Raw genomic sequence first — 15,487 nt, 5'->3', positions numbered from 1 at the left:
TGTTGTAAAATAAGAGAATTTCAAAGCCTAAGAATGAAAAAACTGTTTCCTTTGACCCTTTTAAAATATCCTTCCAGCCTGTAATAAAAAATGGCTTTATATGTTTATAATCAAAAAAACCAATATTCATTATGATCAAAATTAGGACGATAAGTAATACTACAGGCATGAACATGAGATTCACACGAAGAAGAACTGCACTTGAATCTGAAACAGCATAGATAACAACTAATAAAAAGACAAAACAAATGACTTCAGCAGGAGTCCGATCAAATAAGTATAATTTGGAAATGTCAGCAACTCCTCTCGTCTCATAACTAACAAAGAGCATCGTGAACATTGAAAATAATAAGGTCAGGATTGTTGCAACTGGTTTATTAATGATTAGAGACGTAAACTCATGGAAATTCTTCTTTGGAAATCTAGCGAGCAATGTGGCTAATACCCCTACAAAACAAATAGCAGTAACTCCCCCTAACACAATAGATATCCAACCATCTATTGAATTTGTGGCTTTTACAATTGTCCGAGGGAGGGTAAGGACGCCAAATCCAATGACCATATTTGCAACTGCCATCATAACTTCTTTTCTGCCAACTTCTCTGTCACCATATTCAAAGGATTTCATGATTGCTCATCCCCTTTATTTGCTCGAGTGTCATCCTCTGTCTGTAAATATTGCGGCCTTTTTGTCAACAGTGTAATAGGAGCACGAAAAACGATATCCTTCCAATCATCCTTAATTGTCGGCGAATACGGAGCAGAATATGGGATTCCAAAACTCGTTAATCTAGCGATATGAATGCTAATCATAATATAAACAAGAACTATGCCGTAAAGTCCGAAGAATCCCGCTGCAAGCATTGTGCCGAATCTCAGTATCCTAAACGCAATACCCGCACTGTAGGATGGAATGGCAAAAGAAGAAATAGCTGTAACAGCAACAACCATGATCATAATGGGACTTACGATACCAGCTTGTACGGCTGCATCCCCAATTACTAAACCTCCGACAATTCCAATCGTTTGGCCAATTGGTTTTGGCAGCCGAACCCCTGCCTCTCGGAGCAGCTCCAATGTTGCTTCCATCATAAATGCCTCGATAATTGCCGGGAAAGGGACACCTTCTCTAGAAGCAGCAATTGAAAAAGCTAATTTTGAAGGGATCATCCCTTGATGGAATGACACCAAGGAAATATAGATAGCCGGTAAAAAAATCGCAAAAAAAGCGGCAAAAAATCTTAGTATTCTCAGCAATGACCCGATAAACCAACGCTCATAATAATCTTCTGGAGATTGAAAGAGTGACACTAAGGTCGTTGGGGCAATTAAAACAAAAGGGGTACCATCTAATAGGATCGCCACCTTCCCTTGTAAGAGGGCGCTTGTTGTCTTATCTGGTCTCTCAGTGTGAAGCACTTGTGGAAAAGGAGACAAAAAACTATCCTCAATCCACTGCTCAATTGTTCCACTTTCAGGAGCATCATCAATATCGATTGCCTTTAGCCTTCTCTTCACTTCAGCCAGAATATCCGTATGAACAATCCCTTCAACATAGCATACGATCAGATCTTTTTTTGATCGCCTGCCAACCTTATAAGATTCGAAGCGAAGATTTGGATCCCGTATATGCCTGCGGATCAGCATTGTATTAGTCCGAATATTTTCGTTGAATCCTTCCCTTGGTCCTCTTACTAATGATTCAGTTGCTGGTTCTTCTATTGATCGTTTCTCCCATCCCTTGCTCCCAACAATCAATACTTTATTCGTGCCGTTAACTAGTAATGCTGTGTCCCCGGACAAGATAGCCAACATCACCTGATCAAATGTATCTGCAGTCTGAAGTCCATCATTAGATATAACCCCATTCTTCAGTTCTTTTAAAATATCTTCTCCAGATGTTGGAATGTCCTCTTTCACATTTGGAATGCCAAGTTGAATATTTTTAATAATTTGGTTATTTATGATATCTTTATCTACTAATCCATCAATACAAACGATGGCACACCTATGTTCACTATTACCTAAAGTGAAAACTCTTTGTATGAGATCATCCGGTGAGTTTAATAACCTTTTAATGCTGTCAAGATTTGCCTGGAGATCTGAGTAAATCGTACTTGGAATATCTCCTTGCTTATGATCAGTAAGCTTCCTTTGACTTTTGAATGGTTTTTTAAATAATTGCCTAAACATGCCGATGTCCTCCATGGAAAACAAAAAGGGATATACTCCCTCGTTGTGGAAAGATAAACATATCTTCCCCAGGAAAAACAAGGATATGTGGAATTTCATACACTTAGTACTTTGGAAGGATAACAAAAGGACAGTCCATAGATTTGAACTGTCCTTTTTTACTATATTAAAATGTTCAAAGCCCTTCTTTACCTTTTTTCAACATGTAGGCATCGCCGAGGAATTAGGTTTAATCATGCTTTGGTCGTAAGTGGCAAACGAAGATGACTATGAATGGATAAGTTCCCCATCCTGTTCGTATAAATTTTAGTCAAGGAATATTATATTAATAAATCGTGGTGTAAAGATGAATACTAAATTATTAAGTGCTCTTGCCGAGCCAAATCGATTAAGGATTGTTGAATCCTTAAAGACGGCCCGCTTTCCATGAAGAAATTGCAGACCGCTTCAGATTCACTAGCCATTGGCATCTAAACATTAAGTGGGCATTATAAATCAGGTGGGGTGGAATTTTATGCTGAAGCAAATCATTGAATCTATAAGCTCCATCCAGAACCCTTTAGGCATTTAACATTTAGTTAGAACAGTATCGTGAAATCTGGGAAGAAAATCTCAAAAGTTTGGAACCTCATCTAAAAGAACTGCAAAATAAAACACAATCATTGGAGGAATAAAATGTTTACAATAACCGAAATCACTCATACATTCAACGCTCCTCGTGAGCTTGTATTTAAAGCATTTACCGAATCAGAACATTTGCAGAACTGGTGGGGCCCAAAAGGATGGACTTTTGAGATTTCTAAGTTTGAGCTTCGCCAGGATGGTGTCTTTCATTACAGTCAGACATCTCCTGACGGTAACGTAATGTGGGTCAAATTTATTTATCATGAAATAAATGCTCCAGAGAAACTCGTTTATACTTCTTTCTTTTCTGATGAGATTGGTAACATCGTACGTGCTCCTTTTAACAACAACTGGCCTCTAAAAATTAGCAATACTTTTACATTTACTGAGTTTGAAGGAAAAACAATTCTTACGATGATTGGGACTCCTGTATCTCCAACTGAGGAAGAAATTAAAACTTACGAGGAGATGCAAGAAATAGTTCATGAGGGCTTTTCAGGAACCTTCGTTCAACTGGCTAATTACCTATCAAATATTTCAAGAAACTAAAATAGGTCGATATAGAACAAAGTGAAAAGTCCTCTATTCAATGATATGTTTATTTAACTGTTAATTTAAGAAAATCATTTCCTATATCACCTTATGATTTACCAGTTTATTATTTTGGGCTAACCGTTTCTGCCAAACAATTGTTACTAACATTGTCAAAACTAAGAAAAATAGACCCATAATGAATGGATAGATTATATTAACATCATATAACATTCCGGCCAGTGTTGGCCCGAGAACATTCCCGATACTCATGTAAGCATTATTCATTCCCATTGCGAAGCCTTGTTCATTCCCAGCCATTTTGGAGATAAGGGTATTTAAGACGGGACGAAGAACAGAAGTGGCAAGGAAGATTAAAAGAGTAATCCCAAAGAAAAGTGCATATGAAGACGCAAACAAAGAGAGAAGGAAACCAATTGCTGCTACTCCTAAAAAAATATTTAGGACAACACCTTCTCCATAAAGACTAACGATCCGATCAACTACGAAAAGCTGCACAATGACGCTTACAATACCCGTAGATGTTACCATCATCGCAATTTGCTGCGGAGTTGCACCAAATTGATTATCAACAAATAGACCAAGAACTGATTCGAATGCCATTAATCCAAAACTCATTACGAGCGTTATAATCAACGGAATAAAGTAAGGCATCTTCACAGATCGAATCATTTTTCTAGCCATGGATTCTTCATCTTCGGAAAAATCCTTTATTTCTGATGTTTTACTTTCCTTTAGGATATAGATGGAAAATAATACGGCAACAAGTGATACAAGTGCAGAAATCAAAAGTGGAACCTTTAATCCAAAATCCACCAAGAAACCGCCTACGCCCGGGCCAATAACAATACCTAGTGACATTGCGGCTGATACTAAGCTATTTCCTTTTGCTCGTTGATCCATCGTAGTAATATCCGCTATATAAGCAAAAATAGCCGGTATGAGCAATGCTGCGCCAATGCCTCCAATGATTCGAGAAGTATATAGCCACCAAATAGAATCAAAGCCATAAAATACAAACATCGAAAGCGTCAGCCCTATTAAACCATAAATAATCATCTTTCTGCGTCCGTATTGATCAGCCCATTTCCCTGCAATCGGAGAAAAGATTAATTGTGCTCCTGCAAATAGTGCAATCATTAAACCCGCGGCTGTACCACCTTGATTAATGGATTCTAAATACGCAGGCAAAATTGGGATAATAATCCCAAAACTTCCAATAGCAATGAACATATTTATCATCAATATCAATATTTTTTTCCGTTGTTCTGCATTCATGATTGTTACCCTCTCATTCTCTATTACATGTCAACCTAATAATTAACTTCACTTATTACTTGAGTTGATTCACCTTGGAAAGAACTTTTCTGCTATTCAAGACAAATAATAATTTTTACATTAATACTAGGCAATTGTCAATAATCCGATATCCTTTTTATGATCAGCCAAACTAGCTTGTTGTACCAAATCGCTTAGCGTTTCTGGCTCGAGCACATTCCGCTTCGATTTCACGATTGCGCGGGTCGGCACTCGTTTCAAGGGAGCAAAATAATTCCCTAGAAATTCTTGCTACCTCATTAACCGCGCGATTAAACGCTTCATCGTTCACCTTTGACGGCTTGTTGAAACCTGTTATCTTTCTTACGTACTGAAGAGCTGCTGCGTGAATTTCTTCTTCGGTAGCAGGGGGATCAAAATTAAATAAGGTTTTAATATTTCTGCACATAAGTTTCTCCTCTTTCTTTCATTAATAACTACTTCCCATTCTACAAATGGCGATGAATATCCTTTTATTCTCAAAATGCATTTTTTAGAAAGTAACTGATCCGAGTAGTAATTCGTTCCGCAAATGGGGGATTTGAAATGCAGCTAAAATAGCAAAAACGCCCAGATCATGTGCTCGGAGCGTTGATTTATTCAATACTTTACTATTACTTTGCAAAAGTTTAACGGACTCCCATTCCGCTATTTACTTAAAATCCCCCAACTTCCAAAAGTGAACGGACACTAGTGCCGTTAATCGATGAAAATCATACAAAATTAACACTTTTGAACCTTNNCTCAACCTGAACAATTCGATGAATTTACTACTTCTATTTCCATATTAAATTTAAGGTTAGATTCTACCTTGTCTGGGACCAGACATCACATGACAAAACTAAGCAAAGGCGGAACTTCTACTCTTGCTCTCGATTCGCCGTCCGATCCATAGCACCATCGGCACCTTCGCCCGCCTTGTTGCCTAGTGCACCGCCAGCAATAGCGCCCGCAACTGTGCCAAGCGGACCTAACACAGAACCCACTGCAGCACCAGCAGCAGCACCGGCTCCCGTTCCAAGTGCCTCACCAGCATCGATGTCAATACGATTTCGCTTTTCGTCTGCCAATTATTTCACCTCCATGTTTGGGAAGTGCTATTGCTTTCACAATTAAACACATCCCTCAAATGTATTTTGCACTTCAATTTGTACTATTAATTAAAAATCATCTAATTAACTGCTGGTAAGTTTAGTCACTAAACTTTTCGCATTGATTTGAGCCAAAGTGTACTTGTTAAATTGAAAGAACGCTTCAAATTTGAAGCGTTCTTTCTATCTTCATTTATTCCTTTGCTAACATTCCTTGTGCCGGAGCTTTCATATTGTAAATTGGCAAAATGACGAGAAGGCCAATAACAAATAGAACAGCTGCAAACTCGAACATCGTAACAATCGATGTCATTTCTTTTAGGATACCTGCCAAACTCATTGTTATTACCATAGCCCCACTGAAAAGCGGACTTAATGTTCCATTAACTCTTCCAATGAATTCAGATTGGGTATTTTGAAGGATTAGCGTATTAATCCCAATTTGGATGCATGGAAAGAATAAACCGTTCACAAATTCTGCTCCAAGCGTAAGCGGTAAATTAGTAGAGAAACCAATCACACTCATCCCTACAGCATTTGCTAGCATACCAATGACCAATAGCTTTTGCGGCGGAACAGACTTTGAGAACATAACTGAGATCGCTCCACCTACTATCATCCCGATTCCGTTTGCCATTAATAGCCATTGTAAGCTTTCTTTTGCTAATTCCAATCGTTCTGTCACGAGAAAAATGGATAAAGGGTGGATCAACCCAATCGCAAGCCCTGCAGCCATAAAACAAAGTCCAAGAAGCTTCAATTCCTTTTTTCCAAGAACATAGCGAATTCCGCTTTGCATTTCTTCCAGCAAAGACGATTCTTTCTTTTCGCTTTCCATCGAATGGTCAGCTGGAATAAAGGCTAGCATGACTGCGGAAAGGAGGAACGCAACGCCAGTAATGGCAATGGACACATCTATTCCAAATTGCTGGAATACAAACGTTCCAAGCACTGGACCAAAAACCATGAAAACAGCAAAAATAGTTTGATAAATAGACATCGCTGATTGGATCAATTTTTCATCCAAGTGCATTTTAAATAATTTCATTCCTGACGGCTGGGAAAATTGCGATAAAATGGCTGATATTAATGTGGCGAAGAAAATGATTTTCCAGGAGCCGATCACTAGAGTGATTAATACTGCAAATACGGAAACCGCACTTAATATATCACACCAAATCATCGTTCTCTTTGGCCGCCAGCGATCGGCGAATGTCCCGCCAATAAAGGAGAAAATAAAGATTGGAGCAAACTCGGCAACAGATATCATCGAAACGGCAAAGGCATCTCCATTTGTTTTTTCCATGACGAATAGAAGAACAGCAAAATTTCGAACCCAAATTCCGATTTGAAGGAATAAGGATGATAGAAAAATAGCCTGAACAAAACGGTTTTTAAATAATTGTGACATAACATTCCTCATTTCTAGTAGTGAGAGGTAGGATAGGAGGAAAAAGGCGAAAGCACCGATTTCTTGTTTGAAACCTCTTTTCAATAATTACTTAAAGACGCAAAAGACTCCCATCCGCCATGTTTGGATAGGAGTTCATCTAAAACCATAGAAAAAGACATAGTACGGCTGTACTACTGCAACGATCATCTTTTTTCTATAAAAGTATAGACTAATCCCATTCAAATATGACTTCGCAATTTACGAATGTACGTTTGAAAACAGGATTAGTAGATCATCGCCCTATGGTCACCCTCTCGTGTAATGTGTTAATATCGTACACAATTTCATTCTAGGTTTCAAGCACTTATTTAATTTTTTTACAAAAAAAGGGTAAATTATTTACAAAAGACAGTTCTTGACATGAAACCAAATGGTTTTATATAATCCAAAAAGAGAAACCAAATGGTTTCATATTAACTAGAAAGAAGGATTATGACTATGCAAACTAAAGTAGCGGATATTAATAAGACTATTGTATTTGAAGCGCCCATTCAAAAAGTATGGGAAGCCGTATCAACAGCAGAAGGCATTGCATCTTGGTTCATGCCAAATGACTTCCAGCTAGAGGTAGGCCATGAATTTCATATACAATCTCCATTCGGGCCATCTCCGTGTAAAGTATTGGAAATTAATGCTCCGAATCATTTATCTTTTTCTTGGGATACAGATGGCTGGTTTGTTTCTTTCGATTTAAAGGATTTAGGAGATAAAACTGAATTTACAATGGTTCATGGCGGCTGGAAACAAACAGATGAAATTGTACCTAAAGCCGGAAGAAGTGCAGCCGAAATCCGCGATACAATGAACGGCGGCTGGGAGGCGCTTGTTAAACAAAAACTACGCAAAGTTGTGGAAGGGTAATGTCAGCTTTACAAAAGTATGATGTTTTCCAGGCGATTGCCGATCCCACTCGCAGAGAAGTGCTTAAGTTATTGGCAGAAAAAGATCGGCCCATTTCAGAAATTACGGCTCATTTCTCCATGAGCCGAACGGCTATTGCTAAGCATCTTCACTTGTTGTCAGAAGCAGAACTTGTAAGCGGGCAAAAAGTAGGTCGAGAAAAGCGCTATAGTCTGCAGCCCGAATCGTTCACAGAATTAAAACAATGGCTCGCCTACTTCGATCAGTTCTGGGATAATAAGCTATCGATGCTAAAATATCTCGTTGAAGGTCAAGAGAATGAGCGCGGGCACGATTGAGGCAAAAAACCCGATTCTTTTAAAACAGAATCGGGTTTATACATGATTATTCAATCTATTTTTTCAAAGGGAAATGACAGGCTGCAAAATGTCCATCGAGATGTTCCATTAGTTCAGGTTCCTTTTGCTTGCAAAGATCTGTTGCATACGGACACCTAGTATGAAAAGTACAGCCGCTTGGCGGATTTGCTGGGCTTGGCAGATCTCCTGTTAGCCTAATTTGCTTCTTCTGAAACTCTGGATTTGGTCTTGGTATAGCAGACAGCAGAGCCTCGGTATACGGGTGTGAAGTATTTTCAAATAAGGAATCACGGCTTGCAATTTCAACAATTTTCCCTAGATACATAACAGCGATTCGATCACTAATATGTTTTACAGCTGGTAAACCATGTGCAATAAATATATATGTTAGGTTGTATTTCTTCTGTAAATCCTTTAAAAGATTTAAGATTTGAGATTGGATTGAAACATCAAGTGCAGAAACTGGCTCATCACAAACGATCAATTTAGGATTTAATGCCAAAGCACGGGCAATTCCAATCCGCTGTCTTTGACCTCCACTAAACTCATGTGGGTACCTATTATAATGATGTTCGCCAAGACCAACGACCTCAAGTAATTCTATCACCTTTTGCTTAATCTCTTGACTTGAAGAATAAACCTTATGAACCTTTAATGGTTCACCTATTAACTGCCCAACAGTCATCCTTGGATTGAGGGATGAAAATGGATCTTGAAAAATAATCTGAAGATCGCGGCGAATTTTTCTAATTTGTTCTTTATTCAGGTCATTTAAGTTCTGATTATTAAACCAAATTTCGCCTTCAGTAGGTTCTAAAAGTTTCATAATCATTTGTCCTGTTGTAGATTTTCCACAACCAGACTCTCCTACAATACCAAGTGTTTCACCTTGTTTCACAAAGAAGTTAAGGCCATCAACAGCACGGACTGTTGTTTTTTCACTTGAAAAGAATCCTTTGCTTGAGATGAAATGTTTTTTCAGCCCTTTGACTTCAAGAAGTATTTTCTCTTCAGTATTTACCGACATGCCATAACCTCCTTACGTATTAAAACAGCGTTTTTTATGAACTTCGTTTATTTGTTCCAATTTTGGCTTACTTAATTTACATTGTTCTGTTGCTAATGGGCAACGAGGATGGAAAGCACATCCTGTAGGCATTTGAAGAGGATTAGGTACAGAACCGGTAATCGAATCTAAATATTCCTGCTGGACTTCAAGCTTTGGAATGGAGTTAATTAAGCCTTCTGTATATGGATGCTTCGGATTTGCAAAGATTTCTTTAACTGGCGCTTCTTCCACTACTTCCCCTGCATACATAACAACTACTTTATCAGCCATTTCAGCTACCACACCTAGATCATGAGTAATCAGAATCATACCTGTATTTGACTCTTCTTTTAATTCCTTCATTAAATCTAAAATTTGTGCCTGAATCGTCACATCTAGTGCAGTAGTTGGCTCATCAGCAATCAATAATTTCGGATTACAAGAAAGTGCCATGGCAATCATTACCCTTTGCCTCATTCCACCTGAAAGCTGATGAGGGAAATTATTGACTACTTTTTCCGCATTTGGAATCCCAACTCGGTTTAGCATGTCAATGCTTTTTTCCTTTGCTTCATTTTTAGAAAGATTTTGGTGGACTCGAAATACTTCGCTCATCTGATTTCCAATTGTAAAGACTGGATTCAATGAAGTCATCGGCTCTTGGAAGATCATAGCAATTTCATTTCCGCGAATTTTCCGTAGCTGCTTTTTATTTATCGTTGTTAAATCCTTATCTTCAAAACCAATTTTACCGCCTGTAATCTTGCCTGGAGAAGAAATCAACCCTAGAATCGATAATGATGTTACACTTTTTCCACAGCCAGATTCACCAACGACAGCCACGGTTTCTCCTTTATCTACCGAGAATGTTACGTTATTTACTGAATTAACTATGCCGCCTTCAGTTTTGAATTGTACTTGTAGTTCTTGAATGTCTAATAGTTTAGTTGTCACAAAACCACCCTACCCCTTCTTCGCTTTCAAACGAGGATCAAGTGTGTCTCGCAGCCAGTCACCTAGGAAAATGATTCCCAGGACCGTAATTGTAATGGCTATGCCTGGGAATGTTGCGATCCACCAGCTTGTAGCTAAATATTCTCTTCCGTCACTTAACATTAGTCCCCATGAAACATCAGGAGGCTGTATGCCTAATCCTAAAAAGCTTAATGAGGCTTCCAAAATGATTGTAGAGGCGACATTTAGAGTAGCAATGACAATAAAGGATGAAATAATATTTGGCAAAATATAAGTCGCTATGATTCGGCTATCCTTTGCTCCGATTGCCTTAGCTGAACGAACAAAGTCCCTTGCCTTAATGCTTAATGTTTCACTTCGTACCATTCTTGCATAAGTGACCCAAGTAATTCCGCCTAATACAAGAATTAATGTTGGTAGACTTGGACCCAAAATCGCTAAAACAATTAACATAAATAGAATATTCGGGATTGCCAAAAAGGAATCTACTAATCTCATGATGATTGTATCTACAATTCCACCGTAATAACCAGATATTAACCCCATTACCATTCCGATCAAGCCCGCTAATAAAACGGCTGAAAATCCTACTAATAATGAAACCCTTGATCCATAGAGAATTCTGCTCAAAATATCTCTGCCAAGGTTATCTGTCCCCAAAAGATGGCCAGCGACAGCGCCATCCATCCAAAAAGGGGGTTTCAGCCTGTTTGCTACATTTGTGACCGCAGGATCAAATGGTGCAAGGAGAGGTGCAAAAATTGCTCCTATTACAACTAGAATCACAATTAGTAATCCTACTGTTCCTGTTTTACTTTTTAACAATTGGGATAAAAACTTTGAAAATCTTCCTACTTCTTTAGTTTTACTTAGATTTGAAGCGTTTATTTTTTCCATATGAGTTGGTAAAGACATGAAATCCCCCCTATACTTTAATCATATTTAATTCTTGGATCTAGAAAACGATAAGCTAAATCGGCTAATAAATTACTGAAAATAACAAACAATGCAATGATAAATGTTGCTGCTTGAACTACTGCCATGTCACGGGCATTCACTGATTGTATTAAAAGCTGACCCATTCCCGGCCACGCAAATACAGTCTCAGTAATAAGTGTTCCTCCAATTAAAGTTGAAGTTTGCAAGGCCATAATCGTAATAACAGGAATTAAGGCATTACGCAGCCCATGCTTATTAATAACGATTGCTTCAACCAAGCCCTTTGCTCTAGCCGTTCGAATATAGTCTTGTCCCAAGATATCAAGCATGCTTGAACGAATTAATCTGGTCATCTGTGCTGCTATTCCAGCTCCTAAAGTTATAGCTGGCAAAACAAGATGAGCCATCGTTCCTCTTCCTGACACTGGGAACATGCCTAAAGTAACTGAGAATAATAAAATAAGCATGATTCCTAACCAGAAGTTAGGCATTGCTTTTCCAAGCACAGAGCCACCTGTAATAAATAAATCCAAGAAAGAATTTCTTCTTGTTGCAGATAAAATTCCTAACGGGACAGAAATAATGATCGCTACTACCATAGAGGCAGTTGCCAATTCTAATGTCGCAGGCAAACGATCCAGAATGATAGGAAGTGCTGCCTCTTGATATTTAAATGAATTTCCAAAATCCCCTTGAACAAGATTACTTATAAAAACTCCATATTGCACAAGGAGAGGTTTGTCTAAGCCTAGTGCACGGGTTAATTCTTCGCGTTCTTCTTCTGTAGCATCCATTGGTAATGCTAATGTAACAGGATCACCCGTTACATTAACGAGTATAAAAACAATTAATGTAATTAAAAACAGAACAGGTATGATCTGTAATATTTGTTTGAATAGAAATTTCTTCATCCTTTCACCTCATTGTAAATGGTAAATATCGTATTGCCTGTAGACGGCGTTTTAGTAAAAGGTCTAATATATGTGGCGCATTCTTCAGATGTAAGTCCCTGACTATAACAATTTGTTTAAATTAGTCACTCACTGAATGTAGTTTGAGGTTACTTTATTAATATTGATAAGGGAAAAGGTCCCATTAACGAGACCTTTTCACTAGACAAGTTTATTATTTGACTACTTCAACATCATCTACAACATACCATTCATCAATGTGTGTCTCATATGTTAGCTTGTCACTCATTCCAAGGAATTGGTCTAGTGTGTATAAATAAACACGAGGGCGTTCTTCTGCCACGATTTCTTGAACTTGTTTATATTGCTCAGCACGTGCCTCTTCATTCATATTATACATCGCTTCATCTAAAAGCTTTTCAATCTCAGGGTTCTTATAGTCCGTTTCACCTGCAGTAATGGCAGGGTGAACTTGTCCTAAAGGATTGGAAGCATCACCTAAAGAATTTGCAAAGCCAACCATGTACACTTCTTTAAACGTTTTTCCACTCACGTTTTCTAAAAACTTACTCCATTCTAATGGTTCAAGAGTTACGTTGACGCCCACTTCCGCTAACATCGCTTGGATTAATTCAGCGGATTCCTTATCCTTTAAATAACGTCCATTTGAAACACTTAATGTAAGATCAAGCCCTTTTTCATACCCTGCTTCTTTTAATAATTTCTTCGCTTTTTCAGGATCAAATAAACTTTTCCCATATAAATCTTCATTCCCGCCAAATGAATATGGAGTTACTCCCGTTCTCGTCGGTGTTCCTGCTCCTCCATAAATTGTGTCAATGATCAATTGTTTATCGATGGCTAAATCAATGGCTTCCCTTACTCGAGGATCAGCTGTTGCATTTCCATCAGTTAAGCGGAGAACCAGCTGCATGATACGATGTGTTGGTCCTGATACCATTTGTGTGCCTTCATTATTTTTTACTCGCTCCCAATCACTTGGAGGGATATTTACCGCCATATCTACACCACCCGTTAGAAGCTCCGCTACACGGGTAGAATCTTCAGGGATAATACGGAAAACAACTTTTTCCCATTTCGGATCATATTTATGATACTCAGCAAATTTTTCAAGCACGATACGATCATCTTTTTTCCATTCAACAAATTTATACGGTCCTGCACCTACTGGATTTTTCAAGAAATGCTCCCAGCCGTTTTCTTCGATATATTTTGCAGGCAAGATCCCAGATCCTTGTCTGGATACACGATTAAGCAATACTGGGTCTGGCCCATTTGTAATAACTTGAAACGTATGATCATCAATTACTTTTACTTCTTTAATTTGTTTAAAATATTTATTTTCTAATAATGATGTATCAGTTGCAGCGCGCTCTAATGAAAATTTCACATCATTAGAAGTCACCGGGTCACCATTGTGGAATTTTGCCTTTGGATTTAAGGTGAACTCCCAAGTTAATTCGTCAATATTTTTCCAAGAGTCAGCTAAATCAGGAACAAATTCACCATCACGATTCTTCTCAATTAAGGAATCAAACATATTCACATGGATAGCTTGTGTTTGTGTTGCTTGGTGGTTATGAACATCAAAACTCGCCACATCAGCACTAACTGCGATGGTTAAATCCTTATCACTATTTTCAGTACCCTTACTTCCTTTTGAGCCATTGGCAGTTGAGGCATTATCACCATTACTGCAGCCCGCAATAATAACCATTAAAACCATTAAAACTATAAAACTAGCATTTCTAAGCTTTTTCATGATTGTCCTCCATTATGTTGTTTTGTTTCATTATTAAGAAAATTTAGAGCCAACTGAACTAATGCAGCAGATCCTAGCGGCAATATTTCATCATTAATATCAAATAGCGGATGATGGAGCGGATAGCTTCCATCCTTACTCGCTCCCAATCGGAAAAATACGCCTGGTATATGTTTTGTATAATAGGAAAAATCTTCTCCGCCCATCGATGGTTTAATATAATTAAAGTTTGAATCACCAACTAATTCCTTAGCGGTTTGATCAAGCAAATCAACCATTTGGTCATCATTGATTACACTTGGGTAACCCATGTCGTAATTAAATTCATAATTTGCACCAAAGGCTTCTGTTACACCTTTAATAATACTTTCCATTTTATTCGGCATCGCTTCCCTTACTTCGGGGTTTAAAGTTCTGACAGTTCCAATAAAAGTAACCTCTGGAGCTATAATATTGTAAGCACTGCCGCCCTCAATTTTCCCAATGGTTAATACCGCAGGATCTAACGGATCAATTTGTCTGCTTACAACATGCTGCAATGCTGAAATTACTTCACTTGCTACAGTAATAGAGTCAACAGTTTGATGTGGTCTAGCAGCATGACCGCCTACTCCAATTATTTTTACCTCAAACGTATCAGCTGCAGCCATTGCCTGATTCCGAACTACAGCTAGAGTTCCAGATGGCAGCATAGGATCTATATGTAACCCTGCAATTCTATTAACTGTCGGATTAGATAACACCCCATCCTCAATCATTGCCGGAGCTCCGCCTAATCCCTCTTCAGCAGGTTGGAAAATAAATTTAATGTTCCCCTTCTCTGGTCCTCCCATTTCAGCCAAAACTTTCGCGGCTCCCATAAGCATACTCGTGTGAGCATCATGACCACAGGCATGAGCCTTTCCCGGAACCTTTGAACGATAATCGACTGTTTTCCGATCTTCCATCGGTAAAGCATCCATATCTGCTCTTAATGCAATCGTAGGGCCTTCGCTTTTCCCTTTTATCAATCCAACAACACCAGTTTTTCCGATATTTCTTGTTGTTTCGATTCCTAAAGACTCTAAATGTTCGGCAACAATTTTTGATGTTCTAACTTCTTCAAAACCCAATTCTGGATGCTGGTGAAAATCGCGTCTCCATGTTATTAACTGATTTTTAAGCTCATAGGCTTTTTCAAGAATTTCTGATTTCATTGAAGTTCCCATAGCCAAAATTACCCCCTACTTACTTTTTAATATAATTTTATAAATATATTAAAATTTTTTCTCTTTATTAAAATTGTCTGTCTTTTTAATAGTATTACTATAATACGTTAATGCGTTAATAGTCAAACAATTTTTTTAATATAATTATTCCGACTTATTAAGATAGTCTAATG

15 protein-coding genes are annotated in these 15,487 nt (G+C 38.1%); 3 read left to right on the top strand and 12 right to left on the bottom strand.

Features of this window, described 5'->3' with window-relative positions:
- Positions 1-628, bottom strand: a 628-nt coding sequence (locus tag V7149_RS01055) for a GerAB/ArcD/ProY family transporter (RefSeq protein ID WP_335343827.1), incomplete at its 3' end; no start/stop codon positions are given.
- A complete protein-coding gene (locus tag V7149_RS01050) occupies positions 625-2,193 on the bottom strand; it encodes a spore germination protein (protein WP_335343826.1) in 1,569 nt (522 codons plus the stop codon). The genes V7149_RS01055 and V7149_RS01050, both read right to left, overlap by 4 nt.
- 675 nt (positions 2,194-2,868) lie before the next feature.
- Between V7149_RS01050 and V7149_RS01045 the strand changes: the two genes are divergently transcribed.
- Complete coding sequence (locus tag V7149_RS01045; RefSeq protein ID WP_335343825.1) at positions 2,869-3,366, top strand: SRPBCC family protein; 498 nt, start codon at positions 2,869-2,871, stop codon at positions 3,364-3,366.
- A gap of 81 nt (positions 3,367-3,447) precedes the next feature.
- On the opposite strand, the gene V7149_RS01040 is transcribed toward V7149_RS01045, so the two are convergent.
- The 4 genes from V7149_RS01040 to V7149_RS01025 form a co-directional block, all read right to left on the bottom strand.
- On the bottom strand, positions 3,448-4,647 hold the full coding sequence (locus V7149_RS01040) for an MFS transporter (RefSeq protein ID WP_335343824.1): 1,200 nt from the start codon (positions 4,645-4,647) through the stop codon (positions 3,448-3,450).
- A gap of 172 nt (positions 4,648-4,819) precedes the next feature.
- Entirely contained in the window at positions 4,820-5,095 is a 276-nt protein-coding gene (locus tag V7149_RS01035) for a DUF2277 domain-containing protein (RefSeq protein ID WP_335343823.1), read from the bottom strand.
- A gap of 451 nt (positions 5,096-5,546) precedes the next feature.
- A complete protein-coding gene (locus tag V7149_RS01030) occupies positions 5,547-5,756 on the bottom strand; it encodes a hypothetical protein (RefSeq protein WP_335343822.1) in 210 nt (69 codons plus the stop codon).
- A 214-nt stretch (positions 5,757-5,970) separates the two neighbouring features.
- Positions 5,971-7,200 (bottom strand): MFS transporter, encoded by a 1,230-nt coding sequence (locus tag V7149_RS01025; protein WP_335343828.1) that lies wholly within the window; start codon positions 7,198-7,200, stop codon positions 5,971-5,973.
- Between the two features lie 468 nt (positions 7,201-7,668).
- On the opposite strand from V7149_RS01025, the gene V7149_RS01020 reads away from it, so the two are divergent.
- Positions 7,669-8,091 (top strand): SRPBCC family protein, encoded by a 423-nt coding sequence (locus tag V7149_RS01020; protein WP_335485926.1) that lies wholly within the window; start codon positions 7,669-7,671, stop codon positions 8,089-8,091.
- Positions 8,091-8,429 carry an ArsR/SmtB family transcription factor gene (locus V7149_RS01015; RefSeq protein ID WP_335343820.1) on the top strand — a complete coding sequence of 113 codons (339 nt, stop codon included), beginning with the start codon at positions 8,091-8,093 and terminating at the stop codon, positions 8,427-8,429. The genes V7149_RS01020 and V7149_RS01015 overlap by 1 nt, the downstream gene beginning before the upstream one ends.
- Before the next feature lie 55 nt (positions 8,430-8,484).
- Here the strand turns inward: V7149_RS01015 and V7149_RS01010 are convergent, their stop codons facing one another.
- From V7149_RS01010 to V7149_RS00985, 6 genes are all read right to left on the bottom strand, one after another.
- Complete coding sequence (locus V7149_RS01010; protein ID WP_335343819.1) at positions 8,485-9,477, bottom strand: ABC transporter ATP-binding protein; 993 nt, start codon at positions 9,475-9,477, stop codon at positions 8,485-8,487.
- A 12-nt stretch (positions 9,478-9,489) separates the two neighbouring features.
- Positions 9,490-10,452: an ABC transporter ATP-binding protein gene (locus V7149_RS01005; RefSeq protein WP_335343818.1), complete on the bottom strand. Its 963-nt coding sequence runs from the start codon at positions 10,450-10,452 to the stop codon at positions 9,490-9,492.
- A 9-nt stretch (positions 10,453-10,461) separates the two neighbouring features.
- Positions 10,462-11,388, bottom strand: a complete 927-nt coding sequence (locus V7149_RS01000; RefSeq protein WP_335343817.1) for an ABC transporter permease — start codon at positions 11,386-11,388, stop codon at positions 10,462-10,464.
- Between the two features lie 17 nt (positions 11,389-11,405).
- Positions 11,406-12,323 carry an ABC transporter permease gene (locus tag V7149_RS00995; protein ID WP_335343816.1) on the bottom strand — a complete coding sequence of 306 codons (918 nt, stop codon included), beginning with the start codon at positions 12,321-12,323 and terminating at the stop codon, positions 11,406-11,408.
- Positions 12,324-12,537: 214 nt separating this feature from the next.
- Positions 12,538-14,106 carry an ABC transporter substrate-binding protein gene (locus V7149_RS00990; protein ID WP_335343815.1) on the bottom strand — a complete coding sequence of 523 codons (1,569 nt, stop codon included), beginning with the start codon at positions 14,104-14,106 and terminating at the stop codon, positions 12,538-12,540.
- Positions 14,103-15,314, bottom strand: coding sequence for a M20 metallopeptidase family protein (locus V7149_RS00985; RefSeq protein ID WP_335343814.1), 1,212 nt, complete (start codon positions 15,312-15,314; stop codon positions 14,103-14,105). Before V7149_RS00985 ends, V7149_RS00990 begins: the two co-directional genes overlap by 4 nt.
- Positions 15,315-15,487: the final 173 nt, after the last annotated feature.

Origin of the sequence: Bacillus sp. JJ1503 (assembly GCF_036965125.1) — a bacterium.
In the GTDB taxonomy this organism is placed as follows: Bacteria; Bacillota; Bacilli; order Bacillales; family Cytobacillaceae; genus Cytobacillus.
Note: the sequence above shows the minus strand (reverse complement) of the source record. Positions and strands in the feature narration are given on the sequence as shown.